Below are 16,881 nucleotides of genomic sequence, written 5' to 3' on the forward strand. Positions count from 1 at the left end.
AAAGGACTTTCTATAACATTAAATGGTAAAAAATAATTTACAAATTAATTAATAAAAAGTATAATAACTGGTAGAACAAGGAAAGTTCTTACGGGAGAGATTAGTGATGAAACAGATAGATACTATTAAAGAAGCAAGATGGTTTACGACCTTACGAGATAAATATCAAGCAGGTATTTCCAATGTTTTTTTAATTTCTGGAAACATTGGTGACTATGTGGTTCCAGGCTTCATGCTTACAGAATATCTCATTCATCAACTCCGATCAATGGAAGTAAGTCGTGTCATCACGTTCAACTTTTCAGAAGGGAGTGTTTTCCAAGTAGGAGAAGCTCCAAAACAGGAAAAGAACGCAGATGGCACTGTATATCAAAGAACGGTAGATGATGATTGGAACAGCATGATATCGGACTTGAAAAATCCAGTAGGTCAAACGGTTTATGTTATCGAGTACCCTGAGTTCCTGATTCCAAAGGCGAACAATGGCTATGTAGAAGATGCGACAAAGAAACGACTCATCGATCTTCATAAAGTGTTGAATAGCAGAGAATTCTTAGAATCTGATCATATCTTGTTATTTGTTACGCAAGCTCAAGCAGATATTCATGAGATGTTTTTGAATTCAAATTCTCGAACTGTACCGATCATTATAGAGTTTCCTAATGTTAATGAGAGATTGGAAATGATTCAATTCTTAAAAGGATCAAGTGGAAAACATATGGAGTGGGAGTTAACGGAGAATCAATTTGCGAAGTTAACCGCAGGGTTATCCAGAGTGCATATAGAAGACTTGTATTTGCTTGCGGAGGATAAAGGCAAATTAGCAAAAACAATGGTAATGGAGCGCAAAGAAGAACTAATTCGTAAAGAATTTGGAGAAGTGATTGAGATCTTTGACACGGAAGGGTATTCTCTTGATCATTTTGCAGGACAGGAACAAATCAAAGAATATCACAGAGAAGCGGTTATTCACCCTATTTTGGATGGAGATACTTCCTTTGTTCCTAAAGGATTGCTCTATATGGGACCTCCTGGGACGGGAAAAACCTATTTCGCTCGCTGTTTAGCGGGTGAAGCCAATATTAACTTCGTTGAGTTCAAAATGAGTAAGATTTTGGATAAATACGTTGGGGAAGCAGAGAGGAACTTAGAAAAGGCATTTAACTGTTTTAAGTCTCTTGCACCTGTGGGCGTGTTTATTGATGAGATCGATCAAGCTTTGCAGCGTGGTGGAGATAATGATGGAAACCAAGTTAACAAAAATATGTTCGGCATGTTTCTTGCTTTTTTGTCTGATCCATCAAATCGAGGACAAATCTTGTGGGTTGGTGCAACCAACTACCCGAACAAGTTAGATGAAGCATTGAAACGGGCAGGTCGTTTTGATAAAAAAATTCCATTTTTTTCTCCTACAGAAGAAGAACGAGTAGCGGTATTTGAATATCACTTTCACAAAACTGGTTTCCCCTGCGAGATTCAAGATTTTCGCTCCTTTGGAAAGGAAACTGAGGGATATACGCAAGCGGAAATTGAAAATGTTGTGGTGAAAACGCTGGAGTTGGCAAAACGAAAGAAACGTAATGTGATTGATGATGCCTTAGTTGCACAGGCTATGGATTGTATCATTTCTACACAAAACGGTCGTATCCAAGAAATGATCGACATTGCGTTGGAAGAGTGCAATGATATGGAGTTTTTACCAGAAGAATATAAGGCGAAAGTAAAAGAAAAAAGGAGATTTGAATAAATGAGTACAAATATTTATTTTGTTGGAGCCAGAGCAGATTTATGGGGAGGATTGGAGACTTTTGAACGTAGAGTTTACAAACATGAAGTAAAAGAAACAGAAAAAAGTTATATATTTGACAATAAACGCATTGCCAAAGAAAAGTTGAGTAAAATTGAAATTGTGGGTGATTCTACTGTGGAAATTAGTTGTTCAACGTACACGCTTGAAACAAATCTTGATCAAGCAAAAGAAGACGTTGTTGAAGCTGTTCGTAATCATGCAAAGCTGAGGTTATCAGAAATGAAGAGACTATATCGATTAACTGAAAGCAGTCCAGTCGAAACATTCAAAGACAAAACGAGTTATTAATCGGAGGAACTATCATCAAATTCAAATTGTTGAATCGAACATTATATGGTGATCATGACAATTGGGTTGTTAAAATGATCAACGCCATTTAGGAATAACATTGAAACTATGGTCGTTACTCATTTGTCATGAAAACACCATATGGTGCTGTTTAAAAGAATCAAAAAGTCCATGAACGATCTGATCGGTAAAGGGGTTTAGGAATTATGAAAATCTTCCGAGTGCTTACTTGTTTAAGTAAGTTTCAGGAGCAAGCGATGTTTGAAATTACAGTCTATGAAATGAATGCAAAGGAAACGAAAACTGGATATACTTGGACAGGAAAGATACTTTTGAAAGATGAACTTGGAGTTGTTACCCAAGCATTTAGTGGAGAGAGTAACATCGGATTTCACATGTATGTAAGAGAGGAAGATGTGCAGGAAGCCAAGGTGAAAACGACATCAGCACTTACAGACTATGTGGAAAAACAACTTGATAGTTTTCAAACATATAAAGAAATGTTACGATCATTCCCTGCTGAGAAATATGAAGTATTAGAAGAGGATGGGATTTGGAAGACTGTCCGAAGTGTAAATACGAGGAATGAAAAAGAGAGAACATATCAACTGCAAATCCATCTTAGGAATGGAACAGTCTATGAAAATTGCCAAGTTTCATTCGCTGGTGGGGAAAGAGATTTGATTTCTATACTAAACTCCAATGACCGAAGAATTGAAGTTACAACCGAAGATGGGATGTTTGACGTAAAGACTGAGCAAATCCGTTTTTGGAAATGCCTGTAGATGAAAGGATGATTTGAATGGAACGATTAACTCCTGAACAAGCTGCTGAACGAATTGCCACAGAAGATCATATATCGATTGTGTTCGAAGACGGGTTTGAGGAAGGAAGTCAAACTGCCAAAGAGTTTAAATATAACGTATACAATGAATGTAACTTTGATGAAATCTGTGTTGGTGCCTTGCTTGGTGGTAGATTTATTTATGAAAACTTCTTGAATCATCTTGATCTATTGAAAAATGCGATTGTAGACATTGTGAAGTATGGTGATTGGAGTTATATCATTCTTCACGATCACAAACATCCGACAGACTCGCGTCTTCATGTTGGAATTGAAAATATCAATAAGGTGGAAGGGCAGGATGAAGAATCAGCTTCTCCCCAATACGAGGAAATTCACCTTCGTTTGAACCAAAAAGAGTCGTACACAGTTTTATCAATCGTTGATGGAAATATAAATGAAGGAAGAACAGACTCGGATTATGATGTAGAGAGGCTAAAAGAATTGTTTAAAGCAATAGAAAATCCTTTTGGTGAATTTGAAGAAGGATTGGAATTTGAAGTTCAAATTATGGTGAGAAGAAAAAAGTAATCTACGAATACCCCATCAAGAAAAGTAGTTACTCACTGTATTTCTCAATCTATTGACGATCATGATCAGTCTGATGCATTCAGACAACAGATTTAAATGATACCAGGCAATTTATTTGATCTGGTGTCATTTTCATATTTGATGGGAGGTTTTCATTTTGTTTAGTCCTAAGAATGTGGTGCATCACGTTAATGTGGAGTTGCCGAATCTAAACGCGAGTCATTGTTTTAATTTTTCAGCGAAACAATGAGAGTTAGAAGATGGATTTTTAATGATCGTTAAAGTTGAAGATGAGTGTATTGAATATGATCCTGACCACATCTTTCAACTGTTTATCTAAGTCAACCGAGAAGACCCCCTCTTCTCCAAGGGGGAGATGAATCGGTATTTTTTTACATACTGACGAACATATGTGCTATAATCGTTTTTAAAATCATCAAAAGGAGGTGAATTCGTAAGTGTTGTACCACAAAGCCTTTCGCTTTCGCATCTACCCTACGCAAGAGCAGATTGCGCTGATCCAGAAAACTATCGGATGCTCCCGCTTTGTCTTTAACCACTTTCTTGACAAGTGGAATCACACCTATCAAGAAACAGGCACAGGGTTATCCTACAACACTTGTACTACGGAGCTTCCTACGCTAAAAAAGATCTTTGCATGGCTCAAGGAAGTGGACAGCATTGCCTTGCAATCCGCCGTTCGAAACCTTGCGGATGCCTTTGGTCGTTTTCGCCAGAAACAAAATGAAAAGCCTCGTTTCAAAAACAAACGGAATCCTGTGCAGAGCTATACCACCAAATATACAAACGGCAATATTGCCGTTAAAGACAGCCGATTGAAACTACCAAAACTGGGATGGATACCCTTTGCCAAGTCCAGAGAAGTCGAAGGTCGTATCCTTTCGGCTACGATTCGCAAGAATCCGAGTGGCAAATACTTTGTTTCGATCCTTTGTGAAGTGGAGATACAACCCCTTCCACAAACGGATTCCGCCATTGGCGTTGACTTAGGCATCAAATCGTTTGCCGTTTGCAGTAATGGGGAAGTCGTTGCCAATCCGAAACATCTTCGCACCTACGAAAAGCAACTGGCTTTCTGGCAACGTCGCCTGTCTCACCGTACAAAAGGTGGTTCGAACTATCAAAAAGCGAAGCAAAAAGTTGCCCGTATTCATGAAAAGATCGCTAACTGTCGGCAGGACTTTTTACACCAACTCTCGACCAAGTGGATTCGCGAAAACCAAACGATCTGCCTGGAAGATTTGCAAGTCACTAACTTGATCAAAAATCACAAACTGGCAAAGTCAATCGCGGAAGTTAGTTGGGCAACGCTGCGTACCATGCTGACCTACAAAGCGGTTTGGTATGGGCGCACGATTAGCGTCATTGCTAAGAACTATCCGTCCAGCCAGCTTTGTCATGTATGCGGAACTCGCAACCCCGAAGTAAAGAAACTCAATTTACGGGAATGGATCTGTCCAGATTGCGGCACCCATCAAGACCGTGATCATAATGCCAGCCTGAACATTAAGCAAGAAGGACTACGCTTGTTGGGAATATCCAACTTAACTGCGGGAACCGCAGAGATCGCTTGCTAAAAAAGAGAAGGTTGCTTCTCTGTTCGCAAGAATCCCCCACCTCTATAGGTGGCGGGAGTGTTCAAGGGATAAATACCAGGCATTTATTATGATATCTAAATCGTGAAAAATGATTGAGGTGGAAGGAAGTAACTCTTATCAATCAAGATAAGAGGCAAGGAATTATACTTTGAAAGCTACAACACTAAGGAGTGATTATCCTATGAAAACCAATAGGGGTTTCACAATCATTTGCAATAAATGTGGACATGAAAATAATATCTCTATTAAAGGAGATATCGGAGAGTTTGAGTCGTTCTTTACCATGGAGTGCAAAAATCCAGATTGTGAAAACGAAGAGGAGTTCTATGGGCATTAATACGATAACTAAAAATCAATTTCGATGAATCAGAAGGGGATGAAAACATCCTCTTTTTATTTTGCAGTCAATGGATGCTTTCTTTTATTATCGATCTGTTGAAAAGCATATAAGAATAATGGTTTTACAAATTAGGCGTTCCTAAAAACCTTTTAACAGATCGAAAGGGTGAACAGTACATGAAAGAGGCAATCAAACGTAGATTATATAAATTGAAAGATCGTTTATATCTGGAGGCAAAATATTTAACTGATTATGGTTTTGGAATCGGTCAACCTATTCGTTATGAAATTGACAAGGCGAATCAAACCATTACCGTTGAATCTGTTAAAGACAACAAGAAGCGGGTAGCGAAGACAACACAAAAAACAGGAAAAACGGTTCCTGTGATCGACATCAAAGCATCAGATGTGAAAGAATTTTTTGCAAAGCATCAGCAAATCTTCGTAGAAATTGTAAAAGGAAAAATTATTTTTACAGTTGGAATGGCTGGCGAACAAATCAGCGCTTCTGACAAAATTGTGTTATTAGAAGAGGTTCGTGAAAGAAAGTCAAATATTGCACGTTACGCTGTTGAAGTTTCAGAGTTTGCTAAAGCGGTGAACTGCGAGCAAATTACGATTTTTGATCTATTCCAATCGGAGCGAAGCGACTCTCATACATCGTTCAGCCGAGAAAAAAACAAGGAAAAAGCAATCCGTTTACTGTCCTTGTTCTCTGGATGCGGAAGTATGGATAAAGCATTCTTCGATCAAGGATATCAAATCCAGTTCGCAAATGATCGGTATGAAAAGAAGGCGTTGAAGGATTATCACATTGAAACATATAAACACAACATTGGTGATCATATTCTCATTAAAGATGTGATGGAATTAACAGAAGCGGACATTCCTGAAACTGATCTCGTATGTGCAGGTATTCCGTGTGTATCATTTAGTTTGTTAAATACGATTAACAACTTTCGTGATAGCTCGAATATGCTTCATCCCATTGTGGAGAAGACGATGGATATTATCCGATGGAGTAAAGCGAAGGCGTTCTTATTCGAGAATGTTCCCAATTTTATAACCGTAAAGAATGGAATCATCTTAAAACGTATTCAAGAACGTTTTGCCGAATTTGGCATTGCCACAAAGGTAATTGATGCAACAGAGTTGGGTTCTGCTCAAAAAAGAAAACGTGCATTTATTTTCGGAATAAAAGAAGGCACACCATCAATTGAATTACCACCTGTACACGAAGTTAGAACAGTAAAGGACGCGTTTAAGAATATCGAATCAGCTCCACAACAGGATTTGCATTTCATTCCTACGCATAAGATTATGGAGCGAATGAAGCATGTTCCGCAAGGCGGAAACATGCTCGATGTGCCTGTAGAATTACGATCCCCGAATAAGAAATTTAGTAACTATTGTCAACGATTGGATGAGAATAATCAGGCTCCAACAATTGCTCACGTTCAGGATCACGTTATTTTTCATCCATCATTAGATCGCTATTTGACGGTACGAGAAACAGCTCGGTTGTTTAGTCTTCCAGATGATTTTTTGTTTAAAGGTAGTTTGACTGCGATGTTCGAGATGCTCAAAAATGCAGTTGACTATCGTGTTTCGAGTTTTCTTGCAAAAACGATTAAGAATCAACTGATCCCACTTCTTACAACTGTTCGAACGAATTAGGAGGGGAGAATGATCAAATACTATCACGTTACAAGGAAGGAAAACAAGGAATCCATTTTGAAACATGGATTGATCGCACAAAGAGGTGCAAATGTTGAATGGATGTATGATAAAAAAGGGGTGTACTTGTTTACTTCATTGGAAAATATGAGAGAGGCGCTTGGTGGATGGCTACACCTGCTATTCTGTGACGATTGGGATATAATCTCATTTGAAGTTGAATTACCACCGGATTTCGAACTGCATCGAACGAATAACGAATGGGAAATGCGATCGAACATAGATATTCCAGCTGAGTACATTCGTTATTTTAGTGAAGAAAAACTCTACGATGCTATAAACTTGACGTAGACATTAATAAGGACTCAAGGGGAGGCTGGATACGCCTTCCTTTTTCATTGTTTGTTCATTGACTATAAGCTAATATTATATATGTGTTGCATAAATGTTTTTTGTAATGGATTGCTAAATCGCATATAACATAGTGGTTTTGAGAAAATAGGTGTTTATATAACAGATTAATAAGGAGAGATGTTCTATGAAGCGTAATCCAGTTTATTTTTTCCATGAAGTAGCAGAAAAAGTGAAGGAAATAAAAAACTGTAATGAAGCTGAATTCAAACAGAAAGTCCTTGATGTATGTAGTGGGATGGAAGAAATGTTCGTTTCCGAAGAATATCTTGAGCCGACTGAGAAATACCGTACTTGTACAGTAAGTTCTTTGAAGAGAGAGGATGTCTACGTGAGCATGGGGATTATCAAAAAGGATGGCAAAATCTCCGTTGTTCGCTCCAAAGTTCATGCAAGTCTTGATGTTCTGTTAGATTCGGAGACTTTTACAAAAGTTATCCATGTCAGCCATGATGATTTGGACGGTGAATCTCCACAGATTTTAAGTCGATTTGCTTTTGCGGATAAGGAGTTAATTACCAGAGGATGTCATTATGACAAAGTAGATGAGATTGTCATGAATTTAATTCGTCATGAGATGGATAAGGAAAGGACTATTCTATTCATTACAGACATTAGTGTGAGTTCTGAAAATCTGGCTACCATTCACGAACTTGTTCAAGAAGGATACCGTATTTTGATGTTCGATCACCATGATGTTAAACCAGAAGTTCCTGTTAAAAAGTATCAGTCGTGGATGAGTATTGATCAAACTTATCCAGACGGGCGAGGAACAGCCGCAACAAGTATATATTATGAATTTCTTGTAAAGCAAGGGTTCTTGTCACGAACACCTATTATGGATGATTACGTAGAGTTAGTACGTCTATACGATACATGGGAATGGGAAGACGAAGTAAACTTGCGAGCAAAACGGTTGAACGATTATTTCTTTATGACGAATCGGGAGGAATTTAATCAACAAGTGTCTTCTCGCCTGGTACAAGGAGAAAATTCTGAACAATTCTTATTCGATTTCCACATTGAATATATGATGGATATGGAGCAAAAAAGAATTGACGACTATTGCAATAAAAAGAAACGGCAACTGCAAATCTTCAAAGGGTTAGTCGATGGCACAGATTATATGTATCGATATGGAGTTGTTTTTGCGGAAACCTATCAATCGGAACTTGAAAACTATCTTTGTAAGGAATTCATTGATGAAATGGATTTCGTTGTCATGATTGACTCGGGTGCTAAAAAAATGAGCTTGAGATGCAATAAGCATAAACCGATTGATGTCGGAGCCATTGCGAGAAGTGTTGGTGGAGGTGGTCGCCCAGCTACAGCAGGATGCCCACTGAATACTAAAACCAAATATCTATTTGTTGATCGAATAATGAGCCGTTTTTTCGAATAATCTGCTTTCGAATTTCATGAGCTTTAGAAGAGATTATGAAATATTCTGTAAGGGTGATGTTTGTGAAAAATATAAATGAGCTTATCAATGAACAGATTTCCATCATAGACAAAATAGAAAAGTTGGAGGAAGAAAAGTTTTCTATCGAAGCAAAAATTATGATAGAAGCAAAAAAACTTGATAGAGAGCAGTTGTTAGAGATATATCCTAAGATAAAGGATAGTGAAGTGAAATATCAATTGTTTTTAATGCTGAAGAAGGATAAAATCGTTACTTCTTAATCTTGGAACCAAAAAGAATTGTTGTTTATTATTCAATACTGTTTATTATCTAACTATATAAGGGGTGTATTTCATATGAATTTGGTTGCGAGGTTGTGTGAAAAAGGATATACAGTAGATGTCAGAAAACACGGCAGTTATGATTTCGCAATGGTTACAGGAAAGCATGTGACAGGTGGATTTTGCTCCGCACATGATATTTCAGATAAGGATGCATCTTAGAGGGATATAAATGGTAAGATTGCTGTAGATCATGTGGACTGCTTCGACAAGTGGAGTAAATGTCCATTGAAATTAACGATACCAGTAGATGAAAAACAAATGGAGTACCTGTTGCAACAATTGGAATATTGGGGTTCAGAAGAAGGAAATACAAATTCAAGCATTTATAAGTTTGAAAAATGGATTCAAGATTATTCCTAAATGTAGTGTAAACATAGATAAGTGGGAAAACAGGAGGCTACAATGAACCAATGTGAAGTATGCGACGGACATCTTCAACAGATTCATGCAACGCATTATGCTTGCGATACTTGCGAATTGAACATTCTGGATGGAGTTTACGTGGTTGAGAACGAAAACGGAATGGGCTATCATCAAGTGCAGGTGATCGACCGAAAAATTTTTGATTCAGAAAAAATCGGAGTACTAAAGGAAGATATCATATCCTTTTTGGATAAATGGTTGGTTGATTCTGGATCCTTAAAATTTCATGCTAACACTATTTCTTTCATCAAGAAGCTTACACCGTTTTTCTCCTATCAAGGGACAATGGTAAGGGGGTTATTCTCCCCATTTGTACAGATTAAAAGAAATGGAGTGGATGAATGTATTGAATCATGGTCAAAATCGACAAATGGCATTCATCAGTTTGAGCAATTTGCGAACTTTTCTTTTGGAAAAATTGTCAAGGAAGATGGATGTATTGTTCCATTTACACCGCAGGAATTTATAGATAAGAATGCTAATGTGCTTCCTGCAAAAGTTGATAAAGTGCTTATGGGAAACTACGCTGGACTTGATCTGTATTTGCTTGCACGTTATGTCGAATATCGCAAAGATTTCCTGGAAAAATTGAAGGTAGTAGAAGAGGTATTAGTTATACAGAAAACAAGCTAACGAGTCGATAGGGTCATGAATCAAAGAGGAATCTGGGAAGAAATATTCCAGGTTTCTTTTTTGTTTTGTAGTAAACATGTGATGCAGCCATATTATATAACAATAAGATTTAATGAATCAGTCATTGCTGGATGCAATATTTTTTGAAATTTAAACGTTTTATAGGAGGGGATTTTTATATGGTTCGGATTACTTTTTTAAATTATGGGGCATTAGAACAAATGTTCTTTACTACCACAGTTCAAGAAGCTGTTGCATCTTTTGGTCAAATTTTTGGTGGTGCTAATATCTTATCCAATACAGGGGGGATAAGTATTGTAAGCATTGGCGAAGCTCAGGATACGAAAGATCATGGGGGCTATTGTAAACACGGAAGTCTACAAAAAATAGCATAATAAACAAAATGGAAGAACCACTCCAATGAGAGTGGTTCAATTTCTATTGTTTATCAAGTTTTTCGTTTGTTTGTTGTCTTTATCACGTTTTCTTCGTCACGCATCAAAATGTAATGCTCCCATTTTTCCTGTGCTGTTTCAAATGGAAGTAATGTCCAGTGAGTGAGAACTCCTTCAATCGTTACATATGGCTTGATTCGTGGGTCGGAAAGGTAATCTTCGATGGATAGGAGAAACTGAACAAATTGAACATCTTTTTTTGTTGGTCTGCGATCAAACACTAATTCTATTTCTTCGTGGTCATCCTCATCAATGGGTTCATCAAAGATAGCTACCCAAGTATCCTCAATTGCTCCCTTTCCAATAAATATTCCTCCACTGTTTAAAATGGCATTGTACTGATCAGATTGAGTTGTCTTAACAAAATCCTTGAGGTTTGAATGAGGTATCACTTTTTGTGACAATCCAACCTGTAGTTTCAAGCAGTCTAAATAAAACATCGTACGTGAATCCATATAAAACCCCCCCCTCTATCATATTTGAAATTGCTATATGATAAGCAAGAAGGGTTCCGGTAACAACGATAGTGATGTTGAATTCGTTGTGATACTATGAAAATAGATAAATGAGTTTTTGAGCGAATTATGCTATGGAGAACCAGTTAATAATAATTCCTTCAGGAATCCTTATGATGATTGACTGTTTTATCAAAAATTGAATGTTGTAAAATGAATAATAATGAGGAGACAATAGGAAAATGAATAGAGAGGAACTTCGCAAATATCGTTGCGGCAATGGAGCTACAGGTATTATAGAGCGCTTAGTGAATTTCTCAGCAGAAGAAATTATCATCGGCTCATTCTTTCATACAGAAAATCAACAAGCAAAAGATTTGATGAGTCGCTATGAAAAAATGATGGTTTTGGCTAAGGTAAATCCAGATAGATATAAAAAAGAGCGTGACTCCCTACATATTGATGTAGCTTCCTATATACATGAAAACAAACTATATCGGGAATGGCTTGATTTTATTTATATTATTATGACTCACATGGAAGAGAATCTAATTCTGGATTCGTACAAATGTGAAGCAATGGAAACGTGGAATTACCTGACCAATTATGAAACTGTTAATATATATGGACTTACATCAAGTAACGAGCTTTTGATTTGCGATGAAGTGTATGGGGATTGGGATATTCCGTTAATGAAGGCAAGGAAGCTCTATGATCAAAAAAAGATAACTATGATAGAACTTCAAGAAAGATTTATCGCAGAAGACCGAAAGAATGGTCTGTTTCTAATCGAGCGCAATGAGAATATGATTGATATATCGATTTTTGAAACAATGCCATTCATAGATGAGCGTACACAAGCTATCATGCCGAAGAAATGGATGGAGATGGCTCGTGCGGAAAACTTGGTTTTGCCGAGACAATGGAAGAGTACAGATTTTTACAAAGAACAGTTAAAAAAGCGAAAGTACATAATCAATCGTAAGGGATGCAAAGCACATTTAAAGAATGCTGGTAATATCACAGAAGTATTCTTCATGGAAGGAATAACTAAGGATAAGAAAATTGTCATGCTGTATAGGGTAACGACTAAAAAAGGAAGCTTCATTGGATTTTATCATGTTGGAGATGATTTCTTTTTCTCTCCATATCGGGGATCCTCAGAGAAATCCATACATCATGATTTGGAAAATTTCGTCTTGGAGCTGTATACGGAAATTGTCAGTGGGTTAGAGAAAGATAGAAAAAGGGTATATGCTTTAAAAGAAGTAGATGACATCGAGCAAATTGAAGATTACAAGGCATCTTACGTATATGTCGAATTCGGAATCTATAATCCGAGCACAGATCAATCGAATTCAATGAACCGCCGAAGAGGTACGAAACAAAAACCGCACAAAAGGGACAAAGCCATTCGCAAATTAAGAGAGGGTCAGCAAGTAAGCGAAGAGGCAATTCATCGAGCAAGAGAAGAATACGGAATTGAATTACAAGAAGGATATACATTTGTGCGTCCTTATAAGGTTGGTGGAGTAAAGGACGTGAGGAAAGAGTTGCGGTCAAAATAAAAATAGAATATCACAATACCAAAAGAAGCTCTGTATCATCAAGAGCTTCTTTTCAACGTTTCCGAGAAAGTAAATTTTAAAAAACAAGGAGGATAATGGGTTAGTATAAGCTTGTACCTTTTGAATATTAGAAGAAGAATGCGAAACCTTCTCCAAAATCACCTACTTCGACAACATCGTAAGAAGTGATAGGTACATCTATATATTGACTGATTTGAGGAATGGTATCTGATATCGTCATTTCTGCAAGTTGCGCATCATTTTCACCATACAGGATTACTACGTCAGCCTTCAGATTTTCAGAGTATTCGACTTCACAACGAATTGCATCATTGTCCGTATTGAACATATTTTCAAAGATTTTTTTAAGCTCATCGATGCTGTAGAATGCCATTTTCATAAATAACACACACTCCCTGTACCTATATATGTTAAGTGCATTTTATACTTGTTGACTATAATCTCTTTCTTGCCTACAGATTCATTATAGAGTAAATGCAAAAAAATGCCTATACTCTTTTTTTGCAGTATGGGCACTTGTGCTTATGTAAAATTATTACACAGGACTAACGTGCGTTGGAAGTGGGACTATAGTCCCTGTTGCTATTTTCGGAGTAGAATTACTACTTTTTGAGGTCTGGAAGAATAGGCGCAGAATCCTTTGAGGAAAGGTCATTGGAATTAGAAAGACAAAGAACACCCTTTCCTTATTTGGATAGGGTGTTCACTTTTATTAGTTCACGGCATTGCGATTCTTTTTGAAGTGAACCAGGAAGGTTACAGCAAACGTAAGTGCTAAGAATATGAAGAATTGGAGGTGAGTAATATGAATTTCATGCATCGTAATGCCAGCGAACGCAACAATTTCATGAACCGTGCTCAACAGCATTTTCAAACCAATGAAACCGACAATCACATAAGCAGTTACTTCAAGCTCTGGAATTTTTTCGATTAGCTTTGTGAAGACTTGCGCTACACCACGCATCATAAGGATTCCAAGCATTCCACCAAGAAGAAGGATTCCCACCATATCAGAAATACCAAAGGCGGCAAGTACAGAGTCAACAGAGAAGGCAATATCCATCATTTCTACGGAGAACACCGTTGCCCAGAATACACCAAACATGCGAACAAGCAAGCCAGTTTTATTAAAGGTTGACTCTATTTCCTCTTCGCTTGCATCTTCCCCAAGTTCAGCCATTGCTTTTCGTTTTTGAACAAGTTTGATGAAGAAGCTGATCATCATCCAGAAAAGGTACGCTCCACCAAGTAGTTTGACCCACCATAGTTTCGTGAGTGCAGTTCCCATACCAATTGCGATGAAGCGAAACACGTAAGCTCCCCACAGTCCATACATTAAAGCTTTTTTACGCTGAGCACCTGGCAAGTGTCTTACCTGAACAGAGAGTGCAATTGCATTGTCTGCTGACAATAAACCTTCCATTAAAATAAGCGTGGCAATCAATCCCCAGTTTGTCGGGTTCGTAAATATATCCAACCACATTTGCCCATTAAAAAATTGAGCATAGGTATCTACGAACATTTTTAAGAACTCCATACTTCTTCCTCCCTGATTGGTTATAGACTATGGAACTTTTCAGCCATCGAACGAGATAGATTAATTCGTTGACAGTAGTCAGTATATAATAACATATAGACTATAGTCAACGTTTTGTTCGATCAAATAGTCAACCAAAGAAAGAAGGGAGGAAGAATACATGAAACATGAAGTTTTGAGGGTATTAGCGCGATGTCGCGTATTGGAGGAATCAATGATGGAGCCATTGATGAATATGTCTTCCTCTGTAGCAGAAGCGTTGGTCGATGAGTTGTTGGTGTCAAAGGTTTCGGTAAAGGAAGGTTTTCGTCTCCGAACTTTTTACGAACTGACCAGCAAAGGGGAGAGCTACATCAAACAAAACATGCCTGAGATTAAAGAATTTTATCGCGGGTTCAATTTGGAGCAAGATTTAACGCTATGTGATTTCTATCTGCGTAGAAGTGATAAAGAAAAGGATTCGTGGATTACAAGAGATGACTTCATCAAGAAATACAAATTGCCTGGTACTGTGGACGGAGCGTTTGTAAATGTAAATGGCAGACTCGAAGCTGTAAAGACGATTCATCAAAATTCAGATTTTTCTTCTGTAGAAAGAGTGGAATCGTTTCTCAGAGCCACAGAAATAGAAGATATTAGTTACATTCTATTTACTAAAACGTAATGCTTACACTGTTCGAATAAAGAGAGGAAACGAGGATAGAGCAGGAATAGAGTCGAAAGGGGGTGAGGTCAATTGGATGACAGATTGAGAAAAACAATCGATACGATATCCTTTTGGAGTAAATTTATGGGCTATACGATGATTGTTTCGGGTGTGATTCAAGTCCTTGCAGGATTGATTCCATTTATTTTTCCTGCATTGCTTGGGGTGTTTCTTATATTCTTGGGGATGAGTATGGTGAAAGCAGGAAAAAAAGCAGAGGAATATAATCAAAATGTATCCGAAGAAAGCCTGGGGGAAATGTTTGAATATCTTGCAAAGTCATTTAAACTTCAAGGAATCTACACCGTAATTAGCATTGTTTTTGCAGTTATTCTTCTGAGTGTCGCTATCGTATCAGGTATTACTGATTTACAACATTAAAAAAAGGGTGAGTTTAAAACTCACCCTTTTTTAATGTTGTATTCTATTTATCGTAAAATCTCTGTGTAATCCTCATCACTCTCATAATAAGAGGCTCCACTCTCAATATATTCATCATCTGAGAGAATGGAAGGGCTGTGAAAATCACTGCTATCTTCGGGTATCTCTCCTCGTTCTTTCTGTTCTTTCCAAGCTTCTTCATAACTACTTTTACCTAACTCATAAGCAGAGCAAACTCTCCCTGTATGGATATTTCGGAATAAGCGATCCTTATTATGCACAACATTTCCCCCTAAAACTCAGTGTCTACTTCGTATTTCCATACGTTTTTCTTTGCAACAATATCAACCTGTTTAGGGTGAACCAAAATTTCTTCTTCTTTACGATCTGGGATATAATCGGCAACATTTTTGGATAAAACCTTTGCTTGATAGATAATTCCTTTATCAGAGAAACGGGTTGCAAAAAAGTGAGCAATGGAATATGAAAGTGTCCATGACCAAGCATTTTCGATTCGAGTGGATTTTGAACTTTCCCCTCGATAGATCGTTAGATATCCTTCTGAATCCAAAACTTGATTTAGTTTTTTTCTTTCGTTTTTCCAATCTGAAGAGTATTTCGAATAAGCAAAAATAGTCTCCAGAAAATCTGGCGTTAAATGGTGAAAGTTGTATTCGGAACGCTGGTAGATGTTGCGAAAAACATCATATTTTTGTTCATCTGGAATGATTGAAAAGTTCTGAATAAAGAGCGGAAAAGATACCTTTTTTTCAATAAAAGAGAAGATTTCCTTGTACTTTTTTTCGTTTTGCCAATTATCCATTCGCTCATGAAGTTGTTCAATATGTTCAAGAACACGATGAAGATGTAATTGTTCTATATCTATTCCCCATATATCAATCCAGACAAAACCTTTGTGATAGTAGTAATTGGGCATTGTATGCGGAGAAAAGAATATATACGGATAGTGCTCCCTAAAGAAGTGTTTCAAAACCTCATTCTGCTCATTTGAGACGCTTTCCGAGACATGCAAAACAGATTGTGGATCAGGCGATGAATGTATTTGTTTAAACATCTGAGAGATCGACAAATGTACACACGTCCTTTTTATGCCTATTATAACACAGGGAAAAATATCATACAATAAAGTGTAAAAAATACTTTACAATAATTATTGTAGGATCTCAAATAAAATATCTTCGAAAGATAAAATTGTTCAGAATGTTGACTGTAGACAACAAAGCGATTTCAATAGGTGAATATGATGACATTGAATACAAATGCATATCCTTCACATTGAATAGTTGCGATTTTCCTACATAAAATAAAAGAGTTTTTATGAAATAGGCGTGTATTCAAACACATTTATTTAGAAGGAGCGATTTTTATATGGAAAAGAGCCAAGTACAAGCAAGGGGCTATGTTGGAGCCATTTCA

20 protein-coding genes are annotated in these 16,881 nt (G+C 37.3%); 15 read left to right on the forward strand and 5 right to left on the reverse strand.

All coding sequences use genetic code 11. The features are described from left to right. Nucleotides 1-106 precede the first annotated feature (106 nt). The 12 genes from ACFVS2_RS25220 to ACFVS2_RS25275 all read left to right on the forward strand — a co-directional run bounded on the left by ACFVS2_RS25220 (nucleotide 107) and on the right by ACFVS2_RS25275 (nucleotide 10,716). On the forward strand, nucleotides 107-1,747 hold the full coding sequence (locus ACFVS2_RS25220) for an ATP-binding protein (RefSeq protein ID WP_390238863.1): 1,641 nt from the start codon (nucleotides 107-109) through the stop codon (nucleotides 1,745-1,747). Then, nucleotides 1,748-2,098 (forward strand): hypothetical protein, encoded by a 351-nt coding sequence (locus ACFVS2_RS25225; protein ID WP_390238866.1) that lies wholly within the window; start codon nucleotides 1,748-1,750, stop codon nucleotides 2,096-2,098. A gap of 206 nt (nucleotides 2,099-2,304) precedes the next feature. Then, the gene (locus tag ACFVS2_RS25230) at nucleotides 2,305-2,883 is read left to right on the forward strand and encodes a hypothetical protein (protein ID WP_390238869.1); all 579 of its coding nucleotides are present in this window, start codon (nucleotides 2,305-2,307) and stop codon (nucleotides 2,881-2,883) included. A gap of 17 nt (nucleotides 2,884-2,900) precedes the next feature. Further along, nucleotides 2,901-3,473, forward strand: coding sequence for a hypothetical protein (locus tag ACFVS2_RS25235; protein ID WP_390238871.1), 573 nt, complete (start codon nucleotides 2,901-2,903; stop codon nucleotides 3,471-3,473). 458 nt (nucleotides 3,474-3,931) lie between these two features. Continuing rightward, entirely contained in the window at nucleotides 3,932-5,071 is a 1,140-nt protein-coding gene (gene tnpB / locus ACFVS2_RS25240) for an IS200/IS605 family element RNA-guided endonuclease TnpB (RefSeq protein ID WP_390238872.1), read from the forward strand. 537 nt (nucleotides 5,072-5,608) lie between these two features. Beyond that, complete coding sequence (locus tag ACFVS2_RS25245) at nucleotides 5,609-7,108, forward strand: DNA cytosine methyltransferase (protein ID WP_390238875.1); 1,500 nt, start codon at nucleotides 5,609-5,611, stop codon at nucleotides 7,106-7,108. 9 nt (nucleotides 7,109-7,117) lie between these two features. After that, complete coding sequence (locus ACFVS2_RS25250; RefSeq protein ID WP_390238877.1) at nucleotides 7,118-7,459, forward strand: hypothetical protein; 342 nt, start codon at nucleotides 7,118-7,120, stop codon at nucleotides 7,457-7,459. A gap of 187 nt (nucleotides 7,460-7,646) precedes the next feature. Continuing rightward, nucleotides 7,647-8,921: a DHH family phosphoesterase gene (locus ACFVS2_RS25255; protein WP_390238879.1), complete on the forward strand. Its 1,275-nt coding sequence runs from the start codon at nucleotides 7,647-7,649 to the stop codon at nucleotides 8,919-8,921. Between the two features lie 62 nt (nucleotides 8,922-8,983). Next, nucleotides 8,984-9,202 carry a hypothetical protein gene (locus ACFVS2_RS25260; RefSeq protein ID WP_390238882.1) on the forward strand — a complete coding sequence of 73 codons (219 nt, stop codon included), beginning with the start codon at nucleotides 8,984-8,986 and terminating at the stop codon, nucleotides 9,200-9,202. 75 nt (nucleotides 9,203-9,277) lie between these two features. Beyond that, the gene (locus ACFVS2_RS25265; protein ID WP_390238884.1) at nucleotides 9,278-9,424 is read left to right on the forward strand and encodes a hypothetical protein; all 147 of its coding nucleotides are present in this window, start codon (nucleotides 9,278-9,280) and stop codon (nucleotides 9,422-9,424) included. A gap of 243 nt (nucleotides 9,425-9,667) precedes the next feature. Continuing rightward, complete coding sequence (locus ACFVS2_RS25270) at nucleotides 9,668-10,321, forward strand: hypothetical protein (RefSeq protein WP_390238887.1); 654 nt, start codon at nucleotides 9,668-9,670, stop codon at nucleotides 10,319-10,321. 179 nt (nucleotides 10,322-10,500) lie between these two features. Further along, nucleotides 10,501-10,716: a hypothetical protein gene (locus ACFVS2_RS25275; protein WP_390238890.1), complete on the forward strand. Its 216-nt coding sequence runs from the start codon at nucleotides 10,501-10,503 to the stop codon at nucleotides 10,714-10,716. A 53-nt stretch (nucleotides 10,717-10,769) separates the two neighbouring features. On the opposite strand, the gene ACFVS2_RS25280 is transcribed toward ACFVS2_RS25275, so the two are convergent. Then, entirely contained in the window at nucleotides 10,770-11,231 is a 462-nt protein-coding gene (locus ACFVS2_RS25280) for a hypothetical protein (RefSeq protein WP_390238893.1), read from the reverse strand. Nucleotides 11,232-11,473: 242 nt separating this feature from the next. On the opposite strand from ACFVS2_RS25280, the gene ACFVS2_RS25285 reads away from it, so the two are divergent. After that, a complete protein-coding gene (locus tag ACFVS2_RS25285; RefSeq protein ID WP_390238895.1) occupies nucleotides 11,474-12,799 on the forward strand; it encodes a hypothetical protein in 1,326 nt (441 codons plus the stop codon). A gap of 127 nt (nucleotides 12,800-12,926) precedes the next feature. Here the strand turns inward: ACFVS2_RS25285 and ACFVS2_RS25290 are convergent, their stop codons facing one another. Then, entirely contained in the window at nucleotides 12,927-13,199 is a 273-nt protein-coding gene (locus ACFVS2_RS25290; RefSeq protein WP_390238898.1) for a hypothetical protein, read from the reverse strand. A 333-nt stretch (nucleotides 13,200-13,532) separates the two neighbouring features. Then, nucleotides 13,533-14,357, reverse strand: a complete 825-nt coding sequence (locus ACFVS2_RS25295; protein ID WP_390238900.1) for a TerC family protein — start codon at nucleotides 14,355-14,357, stop codon at nucleotides 13,533-13,535. Nucleotides 14,358-14,517: 160 nt separating this feature from the next. Between ACFVS2_RS25295 and ACFVS2_RS25300 the strand changes: the two genes are divergently transcribed. Both ACFVS2_RS25300 and ACFVS2_RS25305 read left to right on the forward strand, forming a co-directional pair. Beyond that, complete coding sequence (locus ACFVS2_RS25300) at nucleotides 14,518-15,021, forward strand: hypothetical protein (protein ID WP_390238902.1); 504 nt, start codon at nucleotides 14,518-14,520, stop codon at nucleotides 15,019-15,021. 72 nt (nucleotides 15,022-15,093) lie between these two features. Further along, nucleotides 15,094-15,444, forward strand: a complete 351-nt coding sequence (locus tag ACFVS2_RS25305; RefSeq protein ID WP_390238904.1) for a DUF5362 family protein — start codon at nucleotides 15,094-15,096, stop codon at nucleotides 15,442-15,444. Between the two features lie 47 nt (nucleotides 15,445-15,491). On the opposite strand, the gene ACFVS2_RS25310 is transcribed toward ACFVS2_RS25305, so the two are convergent. Both ACFVS2_RS25310 and ACFVS2_RS25315 read right to left on the reverse strand, forming a co-directional pair. Next, the gene (locus tag ACFVS2_RS25310; protein WP_390238905.1) at nucleotides 15,492-15,725 is read right to left on the reverse strand and encodes a hypothetical protein; all 234 of its coding nucleotides are present in this window, start codon (nucleotides 15,723-15,725) and stop codon (nucleotides 15,492-15,494) included. An 11-nt stretch (nucleotides 15,726-15,736) separates the two neighbouring features. Beyond that, a complete protein-coding gene (locus ACFVS2_RS25315; protein WP_390238907.1) occupies nucleotides 15,737-16,435 on the reverse strand; it encodes a metal-dependent phosphohydrolase in 699 nt (232 codons plus the stop codon). Between the last annotated feature and the right edge of the window lie 446 nt (nucleotides 16,436-16,881).

It is taken from the genome of Brevibacillus sp. NPDC058079, assembly GCF_042885155.1.
In the GTDB taxonomy this organism is placed as follows: Bacteria; Bacillota; Bacilli; order Brevibacillales; family Brevibacillaceae; genus Brevibacillus.

Coding starts and splice junctions, on each gene's coding strand:
- ACFVS2_RS25270 (WP_390238887.1), top strand. CDS start 9,668: ATGAACCAATGTGAAGTATGCGACGGACATCTTCAACAGATTCATGCA.
- ACFVS2_RS25230 (WP_390238869.1), top strand. CDS start 2,305: ATGAAAATCTTCCGAGTGCTTACTTGTTTAAGTAAGTTTCAGGAGCAA.
- ACFVS2_RS25295 (WP_390238900.1), bottom strand. CDS start 14,357: ATGGAGTTCTTAAAAATGTTCGTAGATACCTATGCTCAATTTTTTAAT.
- ACFVS2_RS25290 (WP_390238898.1), bottom strand. CDS start 13,199: ATGAAAATGGCATTCTACAGCATCGATGAGCTTAAAAAAATCTTTGAA.
- ACFVS2_RS25255 (WP_390238879.1), top strand. CDS start 7,647: ATGAAGCGTAATCCAGTTTATTTTTTCCATGAAGTAGCAGAAAAAGTG.
- ACFVS2_RS25285 (WP_390238895.1), top strand. CDS start 11,474: ATGAATAGAGAGGAACTTCGCAAATATCGTTGCGGCAATGGAGCTACA.
- ACFVS2_RS25235 (WP_390238871.1), top strand. CDS start 2,901: ATGGAACGATTAACTCCTGAACAAGCTGCTGAACGAATTGCCACAGAA.
- ACFVS2_RS25220 (WP_390238863.1), top strand. CDS start 107: ATGAAACAGATAGATACTATTAAAGAAGCAAGATGGTTTACGACCTTA.
- ACFVS2_RS25245 (WP_390238875.1), top strand. CDS start 5,609: ATGAAAGAGGCAATCAAACGTAGATTATATAAATTGAAAGATCGTTTA.
- ACFVS2_RS25225 (WP_390238866.1), top strand. CDS start 1,748: ATGAGTACAAATATTTATTTTGTTGGAGCCAGAGCAGATTTATGGGGA.
- ACFVS2_RS25275 (WP_390238890.1), top strand. CDS start 10,501: ATGGTTCGGATTACTTTTTTAAATTATGGGGCATTAGAACAAATGTTC.
- ACFVS2_RS25300 (WP_390238902.1), top strand. CDS start 14,518: ATGAAACATGAAGTTTTGAGGGTATTAGCGCGATGTCGCGTATTGGAG.
- ACFVS2_RS25280 (WP_390238893.1), bottom strand. CDS start 11,231: ATGGATTCACGTACGATGTTTTATTTAGACTGCTTGAAACTACAGGTT.
- ACFVS2_RS25250 (WP_390238877.1), top strand. CDS start 7,118: ATGATCAAATACTATCACGTTACAAGGAAGGAAAACAAGGAATCCATT.
- ACFVS2_RS25265 (WP_390238884.1), top strand. CDS start 9,278: ATGAATTTGGTTGCGAGGTTGTGTGAAAAAGGATATACAGTAGATGTC.